The 14711-nt window shown below is 47.0% G+C and carries 13 protein-coding genes; 6 read left to right on the plus strand and 7 right to left on the minus strand.

The features are described from left to right. Positions 1–6: 6 nt before the first annotated feature. Positions 7–1299 carry a hypothetical protein gene (locus HUF13_RS14130; RefSeq protein ID WP_173475725.1) on the plus strand — a complete coding sequence of 431 codons (1293 nt, stop codon included), beginning with the start codon at positions 7–9 and terminating at the stop codon, positions 1297–1299. A 151-nt stretch (positions 1300–1450) separates the two neighbouring features. Here the strand turns inward: HUF13_RS14130 and HUF13_RS14135 are convergent, their stop codons facing one another. From HUF13_RS14135 to HUF13_RS14155, 5 genes are all read right to left on the minus strand, one after another. Beyond that, positions 1451–2440, minus strand: a complete 990-nt coding sequence (locus tag HUF13_RS14135) for an aspartate-semialdehyde dehydrogenase (RefSeq protein WP_088639785.1) — start codon at positions 2438–2440, stop codon at positions 1451–1453. 21 nt (positions 2441–2461) lie between these two features. Beyond that, positions 2462–3421: a hypothetical protein gene (locus HUF13_RS14140; protein ID WP_173475726.1), complete on the minus strand. Its 960-nt coding sequence runs from the start codon at positions 3419–3421 to the stop codon at positions 2462–2464. A 15-nt stretch (positions 3422–3436) separates the two neighbouring features. Then, complete coding sequence (locus HUF13_RS14145) at positions 3437–3916, minus strand: single-stranded DNA-binding protein (protein ID WP_173475727.1); 480 nt, start codon at positions 3914–3916, stop codon at positions 3437–3439. 186 nt (positions 3917–4102) lie between these two features. Then, positions 4103–5179 carry a family 16 glycosylhydrolase gene (locus HUF13_RS14150; RefSeq protein WP_173475728.1) on the minus strand — a complete coding sequence of 359 codons (1077 nt, stop codon included), beginning with the start codon at positions 5177–5179 and terminating at the stop codon, positions 4103–4105. A gap of 283 nt (positions 5180–5462) precedes the next feature. Continuing rightward, positions 5463–6797, minus strand: coding sequence for a carboxylesterase family protein (locus HUF13_RS14155; RefSeq protein WP_173475729.1), 1335 nt, complete (start codon positions 6795–6797; stop codon positions 5463–5465). 133 nt (positions 6798–6930) lie between these two features. On the opposite strand from HUF13_RS14155, the gene HUF13_RS14160 reads away from it, so the two are divergent. After that, entirely contained in the window at positions 6931–7512 is a 582-nt protein-coding gene (locus HUF13_RS14160) for a flavodoxin family protein (RefSeq protein WP_173387487.1), read from the plus strand. A 183-nt stretch (positions 7513–7695) separates the two neighbouring features. Beyond that, complete coding sequence (gene bioA / locus HUF13_RS14165) at positions 7696–9051, plus strand: adenosylmethionine--8-amino-7-oxononanoate transaminase (RefSeq protein ID WP_173475730.1); 1356 nt, start codon at positions 7696–7698, stop codon at positions 9049–9051. A gap of 40 nt (positions 9052–9091) precedes the next feature. Here bioA and HUF13_RS14170 read toward each other — a convergent pair whose 3' ends face one another. Then, positions 9092–10399 carry a GGDEF domain-containing protein gene (locus HUF13_RS14170; protein ID WP_173475731.1) on the minus strand — a complete coding sequence of 436 codons (1308 nt, stop codon included), beginning with the start codon at positions 10397–10399 and terminating at the stop codon, positions 9092–9094. Between the two features lie 109 nt (positions 10400–10508). On the opposite strand from HUF13_RS14170, the gene HUF13_RS14175 reads away from it, so the two are divergent. From HUF13_RS14175 to bioD, 3 genes are all read left to right on the plus strand, one after another. Continuing rightward, entirely contained in the window at positions 10509–11336 is an 828-nt protein-coding gene (locus tag HUF13_RS14175; protein WP_173475732.1) for a 6-carboxyhexanoate--CoA ligase, read from the plus strand. A gap of 105 nt (positions 11337–11441) precedes the next feature. Continuing rightward, complete coding sequence (locus HUF13_RS14180; protein WP_173475733.1) at positions 11442–12689, plus strand: 8-amino-7-oxononanoate synthase; 1248 nt, start codon at positions 11442–11444, stop codon at positions 12687–12689. Positions 12690–12891: 202 nt separating this feature from the next. Then, entirely contained in the window at positions 12892–13629 is a 738-nt protein-coding gene (gene bioD, locus HUF13_RS14185) for a dethiobiotin synthase (RefSeq protein WP_304039215.1), read from the plus strand. Positions 13630–13691: 62 nt separating this feature from the next. Here bioD and HUF13_RS14190 read toward each other — a convergent pair whose 3' ends face one another. Further along, positions 13692–14648 (minus strand): FISUMP domain-containing protein, encoded by a 957-nt coding sequence (locus HUF13_RS14190; protein ID WP_173475734.1) that lies wholly within the window; start codon positions 14646–14648, stop codon positions 13692–13694. Between the last annotated feature and the right edge of the window lie 63 nt (positions 14649–14711).

Consider the following 14711-nt stretch of genomic DNA (forward strand, 5'->3'; position numbering starts at 1 on the left):
AATCGTATGAATATAAAAACGATGTTTGGCATTGGCCTTATAGGCTTCGGTCTCGCCTTTGCTCAGGATGGCTCTTCTGAATCTCGTTCCATGAGCGAACAGGAACTCCAGAAGCAGGAAGAACAGGCCGCCTCTTCTGAAAGCCTGACTTCTCCGGTTGCTTTTGTAAAACCCGATATTCCGAAGGAATCCAAGCGTTCCCCATTCAATGCTATTCTGCATGGCAAGTCCTATAACAGACATAGCAATATGGCTGCTGCTAACAACACGGACCTTTTGCTCACGTACCCGAACTTGTTTGCTAACCGTAAGTTCTTCTACATCGAACCGACGAACAAACTCGGAATTCTCTCCCTTGGCTCGTTCTTTACGGCTTTCGATATTTCCAAGGCTACTCATGCGGACTCTACGGACTCCCCAAAAGAAGTCGGTCGCCTTACTCTTGGTTATGCCGCTCCTGGTTTCGGTGTCTATATTAGAGCAGGCCTTGGTCGCGATAAAGTCACCAATGATAATAAACGTAACATTAATGTTGAAGGAAATCCAAAAGATGTGGTTGCGCCTGGTAAAAGATCGAAAACTTTTGGTGGTGATGACTGGGCAGCATCTATTGCCAAGAGTTTCTTGGGCATGAATATCGCTGCAGATGTTGACTGGCTTACTGTTAAGAATCAGATTCACGTAGAACCGGATGTCGGTCCTGAAACTGAAGAACATTACGATAGCCTCACGGTTAACTTGAGCTTGACCAACGCTCCGACGGCAAAGAACTTTACCTGGACTCTTGGTGCAAGATTTATTAGCTTCAATGGCGAAAGAGAAGTTGATGACGATGTTGTTGCTGATAATGATAGCTTAGATTCCTTCTGGGAAATTGATCCGTACATTCGCGCTGGTCTTTCTGTTCTTGAAAATGAAAATGCCCGTATTCTCCTTGGTGCTGCAGCAATCGTTTCTTACAGACACTTTGATGATCCGCTTGATCGTTATGCTCTTACCACTGTTCTCCAGCCGAGCATGCTTGGTGAAGTTTTCTTAGGCGAAAACAAGAACTTCATGTTCTATGGAGAAGTCGGTTATGACTGGGTTGTTTTCCGTTACATGAAGGATGACGACGCTGATTATTCCAGGATGATGGATGTGATGAACTCCGTTAATGCTTCTGTTGGTTTCCGTTACCAGTACAAGGATTTCCTTGCTGTTGAACTCGGTCTCGGCGAAAAGCTCTTCACGGGTCTTGGAAACTTCTTCCAGGCTGATGGCACCTTCCTCGACTTCAGCGCTATGATCCGCTTCTAGTTGACGCTTAACAGTGTAAAAAGTAACGCCTCCCGGATGGGAGGCGTTCTTGTTTTTGTGCGTTAAACATTTGAAAAAAGAAACCCGTGCAGTAGAACTGCGCGGGCTCGACAATGAAAATTGTCATCGCGAGAATGCCCGCGATTCTCAATTACAGGCGTTCTGCAATCTGGACGGCGTTGAGGGCTGCACCCTTGCGGATCTGGTCGCCAACAATCCAGATGTTCATGCCGTTGTCGCAAGCGAGGTCCTTACGGATACGACCGACGTAGATATCATCCGTGCCCATGAGGTTAAGCGGCATCGGGTAGACGTTGTTTGCCGGATCGTCGCAAAGCTGGAGGCCTTCGCCGTTCTTGATAGCGTTGCGGACTTCTTCGACAGAGAGTGCGCGTTCCGTTTCGAAGCTGATGGCTTCGGAATGGCAGCGGAGTGCAGAAACGCGGACGCAAGTAGCAGCGCAGCGGACGTCGCTGTGCATGATCTTCTGCGTTTCGTTGAACATCTTCATCTCTTCCTTGGTGTAGCCGTTGTCGGTGAACACGTCAATGTGCGGGATGAGGTTGTAAGCGAGCTGGTGTGCGAACTTCTTCACGGTGACCGGCTTGCCTTCGACGATTTCCTGATACTGCTGCTTGAGTTCAGCCATGCCTGTTGCACCGGCACCGCTTGCGCTCTGGTAAGAGGAAACGTGGATAGTCTTGATCTTGCTCAAGTCGTTGATCGGCTTGAGAGCGACAACCATCATGATGGTCGTGCAGTTCGGGTTAGCGATAATGCCCTTGTGGAGCTTGATGTCTTCCGGGTTCACTTCCGGGACAACGAGCGGAACGTTCGGATCCATGCGGAAGAAGCTCGTGTTGTCAACGACGACGGCGCCGGCATCAACTGCGATAGGAGCGAATTCCTTGGAAACGCTTGCGCCTGCAGAAGAGAGCACGAGGTCAACGTTCTTGAAAGCATCCTTGCAAGTGAGTTCCACTTTGAGCTTTTCGCCCTTGAATTCATATTCGCGACCGACGCTGCGTTCGGATGCGAGAAGCTTCAAGTTCTGAAGCGGAAAGTTACGTTGTTCAAGAATCTTGAGGAGTTCCTGACCTACTGCGCCGGTGGCGCCCATGATCGCTACGTTACGAATCATAGATTTAACCTTTGTTTTTACTTATTGTTGAGGTTGATTGTTCGTTTTTAAATTTTGAATGATCTTGTTGAATTTATCGACATGCCTTTTTGCAATCACAATCAAGTCGTGAGCCTGTGCGTATTTTTTCCTTGCTTCTTCTGGATCTTCCAAAAGGCAATAAGAGTACAACACGTGGGTCGCGCTGCGAATTGTTTCTGAAGCTTGGACAAGTTCTGTATGAGCTTCACGTGCTTCAAGCGGATGGAAAATCCCAATAGCCTTGCGGTTCAGCGTTGTGGCCCTGTTGTTGATGGCAAGAGCCTGTTGGCTGCGATTTTCGCGTTCCATCTCGCCGGCATTGGCTTCCATGGGTTCGAATGAACTCACGGCACGCATGATGTCAAACATTTTGTCTACGAAAGATTCTGCCTTGTCTGCATAAGTATCAAGGCGGTCCATCACTTCAGGAGCGAGTTCAACATCGTCTTCGTCTACAGAATCGATTTGTTTATCGATGTTTTGCGCAGTGACTTGATTTTTACCCTGTTCCTTATTTTCGTTGTACGCATTATCAAAAGACGAAATGTAATCCTCGTACTTTTTGTTATGCGTAACGAGTTCGGTTGGAGAATAGGATGATGTAAGAACCAGGGCCGGACGTTCAAAGCATGCCGTTCCTATACAGCCGGTCAGCATGCAGAACGAGAAGAGAAGGTACTGTGCACGAGCGGACCATTCTTCGGTTTGCACCATGCAAAGAATACCGAACAGGAAAAGCAAAAAGAACGACAATAAAATACCACCCTCGACATTTTGGACGATGATGGTATTTTTCACGAAATAGAATAAGCAGTCTATAATAATCGTCAGAGTTGAAAGAATAGCTCCGACAACTTTCGTATTACGCCCACTGGTCGTTGCCGTGGCGAATATCGTTACGAACGAGATTCCAAGCGGCAACGCATAGATAAGCGTCATTTCTGCAATTCCTTGATTCATTCAGAGAGTCTTTTATTAGAACGGAAGATCGACGTCTTCTTCGGCCATGCCTGCGTCATAGGCTGGAGCGCTGTTTTGCTGCATTCCGTTGAAGCTGTTCGGTTGGAAACTGTTAGCTTGGCTATAGCCGCCTGCTGCCGGGGCGCCGCCCTGACCACGCGGAGTGAGGAGCTGGAACGTGTCCATGTTGATTTCGGTGACATAGCGCTTTTGACCGCTAGTCTGGTCGGTCCAGCTACGGTTGGTGAGGGAACCTTCAACATAGAGGCTCATGCCCTTGCGAATACCAAGTTGTTCTACGATATCTGCTATTTTGCCCCAGCCAATAATGTTGTGCCAATCAGTCTGTTCTTTCTGTTCGCCATTGTTATCACGATAGCGGCGAGAAGTTGCAAGAGAAAAAGAAACACGCTTACGACCACCATTAGGATTGACACGGACTTCCGGATCTTTGCCAATGTTACCGATGAGCATAACCTTATTCAAATAAGCCATATTATTATCCTATTTTTATTTTTGAATTTTCGGAATCAAAAATACAAAAAGTAATTTGACAGTTTTGTGTCAAAAAACAAAAAATTTGGCGAAAATCCAATAATTTTTGTGGATTTAACAAAAAACCATGTGGAGTAAACCACATGGCCTTTGCGATAAAGAGAATTATAAGAGAAACAGCCACGATTAGTATTCAAAGTTCACGCGGTAACGCTTGTGGCCGTTTGGTGAAACCTTGGCGCCCTTGGCGTTAACAAGTCCACGGTTGTCCTTTGAAATAGTCGGGGTTGTGCGGACAGCGCGAATGGCATTCGTTTCGCTCGAAGAACTGGGCGGAATGATCTGTTCGCTGCTGGATGATGCTACTGCGCTGCTCGAAGAAGCCGGTGCGCTAGAAGAACTGGAAGCTATGCTGCTGGAAGATGCCGGTGCTTGTTCGTTATCTTTTGGAACCTGTCCGTTAAATCCTTCTTGGCCTTTTTTGGTAAGTGCGATGATGGCCATTCCATCCTTGGTAAAGATGTTGCTTGGGCTGATGTCAACGCGGTTGCCATCGAATGTCCAATCACCCTTGCTCCAACGGTTATTGTCGAAAGTGTCGAAATTATCGGTCCAAAGGAGTTTGAAGTCTGTGCCGTTGTCGCCTTCGCCCGGCTTATATTCATAGACTTTTACCCAGTTGATGAACTGATAAACCGGCAGAATGTTGTCGTTCCATGCGCCGACCCAACCTGCGTCTTCGTGAGACCACAAGTTGAAACGGAGACCTTGCGGTTTCAAGCCGAGATCATTCACCTGATTTTTGTCGCCCTGACCCCTGACTGTCTTGCGGACAACTTTGCCGTCCAAAATCCAAGCAACGTAATCGGGAGTCCATTCCATGCCGTATGTGTGGAACGACTGATTTGATGCTGGATTGATGGCGTGGTGATCTTCGCTAGTCACCTTGCGGTCGGGCTGGCCGTTTCCAGGGCCAAAGCCGGTAATGATATTGGATTGGAAACTGCTGGGATTCTTGCCCAAAATTTCTATATCCACTTCGACCCAGGGTTCATTACCGCCGAGATAAGAATCGTTGTGATAAAGAAACATGGAACTAACAGTTCCTGAGCCGGCAGCCATTTGCATACGGGCTTCGAACTTACCATACTTCCAAGTTTCGTTGGTATAAAGTTCAGCACCGCTGTAATTTTTAGCGCTAACGGCTGCAGTAAGGGCGGCTGCAACAATGGCGCTCTTGACTGCTGTCTTCTTGATATTCATTATGCCTCCAACGAGAATTCGATAAAAACATCCCACACACCAAGTTGGTCCCATGCACCAAAAGCATCCCACACACCAAAATATCCCACGCACCAAAGTGATCTAATGCAACAAAACATCCCATGCACCGACCAAACATCCTATCTCACTAGTCAAAAAATAAGTTAGTTTGGATGCCTTACCAATGCTTTCAAATGTGCTTGTGAAATATTCTGTATCGACTGTATTGAAAAAGGACCCCTTGCGGAGTCCTTTTGAAAACTTTTGTAAACAAAACTGATTTTTACTTGTTTACGCTAAAGCGGATTACTTTTTCGCCTTGTACTTTCAGCATGTAAACGCCATTGCGGAGAGAACTCAAGTCAACGGATTCGCCGGCGGAGACGCGTCCAATTAAAGTTGAACGGCCACGAAGGTCAACAACGCTGTAATTTAAGCTGTTCTCGCGAGAGACGCTAAAGCGCAAATTGCCATGGTCCATTTGGATTGCAGAATGGTGGGCGAGGGCAAACGTGCGCGATTTGATGGCGGTTGTGCCCGTAGACGAGGCTAGCTTGTAAAGGAAATTGAAAACCTTTTCCTTCACCGGAGTTTCGTATTCGTCTTTATCGTAAAATTCGTGTTTAACGCCTTCGACAAAATAGGATTCGTGTTCGATGTTTTGGGCGGTTAAAATAGAGTCGATGACAAAGCTGCCGTAAAGTGTTGGGGTTTCGACGTTCAATTTCATGCCGTTCATAGAGATTCCGCCGCTGAGAGGGCGACCTGTCTTGAAGAGAACGGTTGCATCGGCTGTTCCGTGGGCAAGGAATACTGGAGTATTGTTGTTGCCTATGAGGTTTGGATTGTGAATGCCACCCCATAAAGCGACGACGCCGTTAGCGTGGGCATCAAAGCCTTGTTCGCCATAAAGATCAATGACGCCTAGTTCTGGTGCGCCTTCTTTTTTGATGTAGCTAGGAAAATCCGCTTCGGTTTGAGCGTAAATATTTTCGAGAGAAAGGATGGCGCCAGCGCTATTGCCCATGAGGTAAATGCGGTTTGGGTCAATGCCGAGCGTTGATGCATTCTTGCGCATGTAGCGGACTGCTGCACCAATGTCTTGTACGCCGCGATAAACGGTACGTGCAAAATTGACGCTGTCGATGCTTAAGTCCGTGCCTGTTCCAGAAACTGTAACTCCGCGACGATACTGGATGGACGCAGTCACAAAGCCTCGTGCTGCAAGGGAATCGCAAAAGTTTACGGTTTGTTGGTCGGTGTCGTCTTTTGCTCCTGCGACCATGGAGCCTCCATGACTAACAATGACGACAGCGCGGTTCGTTTCCGTATCACCCTTGGGCGTGTAAAGGTCCAACAACAAAGGCTTGTTTGCAACATCGGTTTCGCTAGTGTAGAAATAGATGTATTCTCCAGTACTGGAGTAAATCATATCCATCAGCGGATGAGGTGAATTTAGGTGTGGAACATCGGCTGCAAAAGCGATGTCTTTAGTCTTTTCGACTGTGAACATGCGGTCTTTGTAGCGGGTTTCTGCCGAATTTGCCGTTGTTGCGCATAAAGCGAATGTTGCAAATGTGACAAATATATCCTTCTTAATTGAGTTGTGAAAAATCATAGTCCTCTCCTATAAAAATGATATGAAAATATAGAATAAATTTATTCGCTTTATGAATTGTTTATTTTTTTTAGAAGTTGAATAATAACCTTGTAAATAAATATGATTATATTTTGTAAAACGGAGGTGCAAAATGAAGGTTATCTTGTTTAACGGCAGCCGTCGCGAAAATGGCTGCACTTATACGGCTCTGAACATCGTCGCAAACCAGCTCAAGGCCGCTGGAATCGAAACGAAAATCGTGTTTGTCGGTGGGCGAGTGCTCAAGGGCGAGGTGAATGAAGTTGTCCACGAAGCGAAGGAACTCTTGGCATCGGCGGACGGCGTTGTTTACGGTTCTCCGGTTTATTACGCCTCTCCGAGTGGCGAAATGCTGATGTTCCTTGACCGACTTTATGGTATTGCGGAAGCAAATCTGTTGTTCAAGCCGGCAGCAAATGTGGTCTCGGCTCGCCGCGCTGGTACAACAGCATCTCTTGATGTGCTCAACAAGTACCCAACTTATGCGCAACAGCCGCTGGTGACTTCGCGCTATTGGAACATGGTCCATGGTTCGAATCCGGAAGATGTGTTGAAGGACGAAGAAGGCGTGCAAATTATGAAGGAACTGGGCCGCAATATGGCATGGCTCCTCAAGAGCATAGAAGCGGGCAAACAGGCTGGCGTGACGCAGCCGGACGCCAAGCAGAAAGTCTATACCAATTTCATTCGATAATTTTATCGGAATGATTTGTAGGGATGCCGCGCGGTGAAAGCCGCGCTTTTTCGAAATGCCGCGGGGGAGTGCCATTGAAGAATGCGCGCAACCAGTCATACCCGCGACTTGTCATGCCCCACTTGATGGGGCATCTCCTTTTTGATAGAAAAACACCGCGCATTTTTCTATATTGCACAGCAAATGAATACGCTATTGAATTTTGACAGCGAGCATTTGTGGCACCCGTATGCTGCGCTGAAAAATACCCCCGCAAGATTCCTTGCAAAGTCGGCTCACGGAACGACGATTGAAACAGCCGATGGATTGAAACTGATTGATGCCGTATCGAGCTGGTGGTGCATGGCTCACGGGCATAACGCTCCTGAAATTGTTGAAGCGATTTGCAAGCAAAGCGAAAAAATGTGCCACGTGATGTTCGGCGGTTTTACGCACGAGCCTGCAATTGAACTGGGTGAAAAGCTGGTGAACTTTTTGCCTGAGGGCTTGAACAAGATTTTCTTTGCGGATTCGGGAAGCATCGCCGTGGAATGCGCCGCCAAGATGGCGGTGCAGTACCAGCATTCGCTGGGTCGCCCGGAGCGCTGTAAGTTGGTCGCCTTGAAGGGCGGCTACCACGGCGATACGGCAGGCGCAATGGCTTTGAGCGATCCCGATGGCATGCATGTGCTTTTCCGCGGAATCATGCCGCACCATTACTTTGCGGAACGCCCGAACTGCCGTTTTGACGAAGCCTGGAATCCAGCGGATTTTGCATCGATGGAACGCGTTGTCGAAGAGCATAAAGATGAAATTGCGGCGGTCATTTGCGAGCCTGTTTTTCAGGGCGGAAACGGCATGTGGCTTTATAATGCGGGTTACCTCAAGCGACTTCGTGAACTTTGCGACCGTTATGGCATCTTGCTTATTTTGGACGAAATTGCATCAGGATTTTACCGCACGGGCCCGCGATTTGCGATGATGCATACTGCTGAAAACGGTGCTGGTAATTGCCGCGAAAATAAATGCGCCGACTTTATAAAGCCAGACATTATGTGCATCGGCAAGGCGCTTACGGGCGGCTCGATTACGATGGCGGCTTGCGTTGCTTCGGAGAAGGTCGCCGATACGATTACGAATAGCAAGATTCCGGCGTTTATGCATGGACCGACATACATGGCGAACCCGCTTGCGTGTGCGGCTGGGATTGCTTCGCTTTCGTTGTTTGAAAGTCGCGATTACGCGTCGAGCGTGGCGCGGATTGAAAAACGCTTGAAGCAGAATTTGGAACCGCTACGTTCGCTTGAAAATGCGGCAGACGTGCGTGTGCTTGGGGCGATAGGTGTTTTGGAATTGAAGGCGAAACCGTCCGCAGACGACATTCTGCGTGTGATTCGCGAGACCGGAGTGTGGCTCAGACCGTTCTGCAATTACGTTTACACGATGCCACCGCTCATTACGACCGATTCTGAAATCGACCGCATTTGCGAAGCAATCAAGTTGATTGGTGAATGTGAACCCGCGCCAATTGTAGATGGCGAAGACGAATTCCATGAATAAATTCTATTTATAAAGATGGCGGATCGAGTCCGCCATGACGTTAGCATTCAAACGGAACTAAGGTCACGCAGTTCCGTTTTTTCTTGGATACATAAAGCGCCTTGTCGGCAAAAGAGAGCATGTCTGAAACGGTTCCGTCACCGAATGTTCCGCCAAAGCTCATCGTCAACTTTACATCCGGGTAATCTTGCAAAATGATTTTTTCCGCCTCTGCACGCATCTGTTCAAGCCTGATTTTCAGGACTTTATGACTGATGTTTCTGAACGAAATTAGGAACTCGTCGCCTCCATAACGTACCACACGATCTAAATTACGAACAGAAAATCGCAAAATCGACGCCACGGCAGCAAGGGCTGCATCTCCACACTGGTGGCCGTAATTGTCGTTGATTTCCTTGAAAAAATCAATATCGGCCATGACAACCGCTTGGCTATTACGTGAAGATAACTTATCATCAAAATACTTGCGGTTCATCACTTGAGTCAAGGAATCTTTATAGATTTTGTCGTTTATTTCTGTAATTTCGCTATTTTTATTGGTAAAGCCGAATACTATTGATTCTTCGCCAGTTCGTACAACCTTCATCTCGACATATTGACCGAGCTCGTTGTGAAAGATTTTGGATAAACTACCGCCAACTAGCAAGTATTCCTTAATATAGGATTCGTCAATTACTTTTCGGAGGCTGTCTCGATCCTCTTCGTGAACCGTCCTGTTGATGTATTTTTCAACAAGGACTTTGAACGGTGGCGGTTCTTTCGTGAGGCCAAGTGCATTTTTGATTCGGTCATTAATGCGGAAAATTTCCACCTTTTCAGTTGTAAAATCGACACCGACAACAGAGGTATATCCGTTCATGAGCGCATTGATCATATTTTGTTGCTTGCGGTTTTGCTCCAAGAGTTCTTTCTCTTGTTCCAACTTTGTCATTTGCTCATTTACATTTTCGACAAGGTAGAGAACTCGACGTAATGGCTTTTCTTCGCCAATGCGAACAAACATCGCCTTACTCCAACCGTGAATCTTTCCATGAAAAATTTCTGAAATAACATTTGTATTTTTCAGGCGTTCTGGCAATGTGGAAAGAATCGTAAAATTTTTAATGGTTTCAACACTTTCCGGGCAAGCAAGGTTTACCATGATGTTGGTAATACTTGCTTGTAATGTATTAGCACATTTCATAAACTTATCGATGAATTCGTTAGTCTTGATTGGATATGCAGTCATATTCTCAAGATCGAGTACATGCATCGAAATGTACAGTTCAGTTGTGGCGTAAGTTATAGCTGTGAAAAACTCCGCAGAGTTCACAGGAAAATCCGCTATAAAATTTTTGTAATTATCCATAATAGGTTCCGAAAAAATCATTGCTCTCGATAATACCCAAAATATATTCATTTCAATGAAAAAAGAATAAGGCTTTTTTCTAAATTGTGGCGCGTAAAAGAAGGCTCTTATGGATTACTACAGTTTAAAAATGCGAGCCTCGCAGCATGTTGGCGAAGGCGAAAACTCCCATGAACAGCATATTTCCGGTGCTGAACGTATTGTTGGTCGTGATTCCGTGGAAGCTGTGTGTGCGGCAATGGTGCGCCGTGCGATGAATCATTCCAAAGGCGATCCGGATTTTATCAATGTGAAAATTGAAAAGGTTCACGAAAGCGACATCCAGATTTTGAAATCTTTACCGGTGACACGAATTGATGTGGAAACGTGGCAGGAAGGGTTGGAGAAAGCGTTTAGTCTTGTAAGTAAAGCTGTAAATGATGGATTGCTTCGCGACGATGTCGCTCGCAATGACGTTGAAGCCGAATGTAGCAGAAATGCTTGCAACGATAAAATCGCAGATTTTGCCCAAAAGCTTCCTGAACTTTTGCGGGCGACGTTCCCGATGCGCGGGGCGATGCTTTACGATATTGCAACGGGCGAGCGCCTGGAACCAGACCACGAACGCGGAGTTCGTGCGACGTATATGGATGCGCTTCATTCGAGCGAAGTCGATGGATGCAAAAACCATTTTAACGAAGCGATTGTGCTTGCGACCAAGGTGGCAAATGCGCCGGGAATGGTGGCGGAATTTTGCGTTTCGGACGACCCGAATTACATCACGGGCTATGTGGCGAGCAAGGAACTGGGTTATGTGCGCATCATGAAGATGAAGGAAATGGGCGATGAAAACGGAGGCCGCATTTTCTTGTTTGATTCCCGCAAGGCTTCGGCTGAAGAATGCATCGAGTACTTGCAGAAGAAAAAAGTGCTCGTGGATGTAGTTGGCAGAACTTAGTGACGTCATCCTGAACGTAGTGAAGGATCCAGGGCAGATTAGAATGAATAGATTGTCATTGCGAGGAGCGGAATGCGACGCGGCAATCTATAAATTAAAGTAACTATGAACGAACGAATTTTAGACCTTTTCACGAAAAATGCGCTTGAATCGGCGCGTGCGAACAATACGTACCGCACGTTGCGTCACATCTCGTCGCCAGAAGCATCGCATGTGACGATTGCGGGCAAGGATACGGTTTTGCTCGCGTCGAATTCTTACTTGGATTTGGCAAACGTTCCTGAACTCAAGCAGGCGATGGCGGATGCGGTCCTTGAATGGGGTACGGGGAGCGGTGGCGCTCGCCTCACGACCGGCAACAAGACTCCCCACGATGAACTTGAAGAATTTATTGCAAAGTTCAAAGGCGAAGAGGCGGCTATCGCGTTCAATACGGGCTACATGGCAAACGTGGGTACGATTTCGGCGTTGTGCGGCAAGAACGATTTTATTTTCAGCGACGAACTGAATCACGCAAGCATTATCGATGGCATTCGCCTTTCCCGGGCAAAATGCTTTGTGTACAAGCACAACGACATGGCTGATTTGGAACGTGTAATTGAGACGGCGAAAGCGGAATTCTTTGCACAAAGCGCATCGACAAACGCTGTTTTAAGTGATGCGGAAAATGCGAAACAAGTTGCGCATCCCTTCCGCGGGCTCATTGTGACCGATGCCGTTTTCAGCATGGATGGCGATTTGGCGAACTTGCCGGAGCTTTTGCGGATTGCGAAAGCGCATGGCGTGTTGCTCATGATTGATGAGGCGCATGCCACGGGCGTCCTTGGGCGCACGGGGCGCGGACTTGCGGAACATTACAATTGTGCTCATGCCGATGTGACTGTCGGGACTTTGAGCAAGGCCGTGGCCGCCGAAGGCGGCTTTGTCGCCGGTTCCAAGCAGTTGATTGAATTCTTGAAAAACAAGTCTCGCAGTTTCATTTTCACGACGGCGATGGCCCCTGCGGTGGCTGCTGCGGCTTGTCAGAATTTAAAATTCATTGATGCGCATCCGGAACGTGTTCAGCAATTGCGTGACAACGTGAAATTCTTTTGCGATACCTTGCGCCTGCACGGGTTACAAGTTCCGCAAACGGAATCGGCGATTATTCCCATTGTCATTGGCGATGAAGCGAAGGCATTGCGGATTTCGGAAACGCTCCAGAATGAGGGCGTCTTGATTCCTGCAATCCGTTATCCGACGGTTGCAAAAGGGCAGGCCCGCTTACGCGCAAGCCTCATGGCAACGCATACAAAAGAAGAACTTCAAACTGCCGCGACAGCAATTGCTCAAATCATAAAATCAACGAACTAGTATCTCATTTGAAACTTTAATCGTCATTCTCGACCGAAGGGAGGGAATCCAGTGAAAATCCCGTCGCAAATGTAGAACGAGAAATAATGGTTCCCCTACGCTTCGCTTCGAGGATGACAGCTCAGGATGACGATACGTAAATGAATAGATTGCTTCGCGATAATATCGCTCGCAATGACGAATTATAATTTAGGATGAAAAAATGATTGATTTTTTATCTAAAGAATCTTCTCAAACCTCAAAGGGAGCCGTAGGCGACCGAGCCCGAACCTCATCGCCTAAAGGTTATTTCGTTACGGCGACGGGTACGGATGTCGGTAAAACTTTTATCACGGGTCTTTTGGTGAAAAAATGGCGCGATTCTGGCATTGACGCAGGCTATTACAAGGCGGCGCTCAGCGGTGCTGAATTCCGTGAGGGCAAGTGGATTGCGGGCGACGCTGATTACGTCAAGCGCATTGCAAATCTCCCAGACACGCAAGAACAGCTCGTCAGTTACGTTTACAAAGAGGCTGTTTCGCCCCATTTGGCGGCACGAAAAGAAGGCAATCCCGTTAATCTTTCTAAAGTTCAGGCGGACTTTAACGCAGCCTGCTTCCGCCACGAATTCATCTTTGCCGAAGGTAGCGGGGGAATCATTTGCCCCATCCGCTATGATGACCATAAAATTTTCCTCGAAGATATCATTAAGACGCTCAAGCTTCCGCTGCTTATCGTAACGACGGCGGCGCTCGGCTCCATCAACGCTTGCGTGCTCACTGTAGAATACGCCCGTAGCCGCGACCTAGATATCCGTGGAATTATCGTGAACCGTTACGGCTGTAGTGGCAATTTTGAAATGGAAGATGACAATATCCGCATGATGCAGGACTTGACAGGGCTTGAAATTCTTGCAAAAGTCAAGGAAGGCGACAGCGATTTTGGCGTAGCGGTATTTTAGAGTAACGAAAAAGAACTCCCACCCTTGGGAGTTCTTTAATTCTCAAAACCCATTAATGAGTTTTATTCAATTTTTGTACAACGAACTGAAAGTCCGTAGGATTTCTCATCTCCATCATTTTTTGTTGGAGAATCATTAACCAGATTCATTACATACGCAAAATGAGCATACAATTTAAGGTCATAATCATCCTCTTCAGGATAATACCAGTATGCGACATTGTCTAACTTTTCAAACTTTCCCTTTTTTGTTCTTTTTCCGCCACCAATCAAAGAGAAACCACTAGCATTGCTTCCAAGAAAGCATTGCGAACGCAAGCCTTTTATCCCATCACCATATTTGTCATTATAATCTCTAATTATTTCGTAATCATCCCAAGTAAACAAACGCCAACCTTCAGGACAAATACCTTGATGATCTCGTTCAATCCAATCAGAACAACTTTCGGTATTGCAGCGACTCGGTAACTGCATCATTTCAGCCCACTGGTACAACCCACCATACTTGTCACAATTCGTGGTATCGTTATTGTAGCAATAGCGTTCAATCTTCGTATCGTCATTTTGATCATTTTCACCAAGAACCATTTCACCGATATTCAGATTTTCGGCCATAACGGTTACCTTTTTTCCAGTCTTATGCGAAGTTGCTGTGTAGTAATAGTAGCTACGACCATTACGCGGATCGGTAAACTGCTTATAGATAGTATCCCTAAGATTCCAGTTATCAGCAAGACACCTAAAATGGTCATACGGAACATACTCGCTACTGGAGGATTCAACCTTTTTACTAGAACTCGACGCAGGAGATACAGAAGACGACGAGGCTATCTTTTGGCTAGAACTGGATGGATCCCCTTCGCTACGCTTCGAGGATGACGAAATGCTATTTGCAGACGATGATGAAGACGTTGCCTTCGCCGATGAAGAGGACTCTTTCGAAGAACTGCTACTTGTCATGCCGGACTCCGTTCCGGCATCGCCTTTAAGTCCTTTAGGTAAGAAGCCGATGCGTAGCATCGGCTTTAACAACCACCCGCTATGCGGGTGAGATTAGAGCTTAAGCCATTACGAATAGAAGAG

Source organism: Fibrobacter succinogenes (assembly GCF_902779965.1).
In the GTDB taxonomy this organism is placed as follows: Bacteria; Fibrobacterota; Fibrobacteria; order Fibrobacterales; family Fibrobacteraceae; genus Fibrobacter; species Fibrobacter succinogenes_F.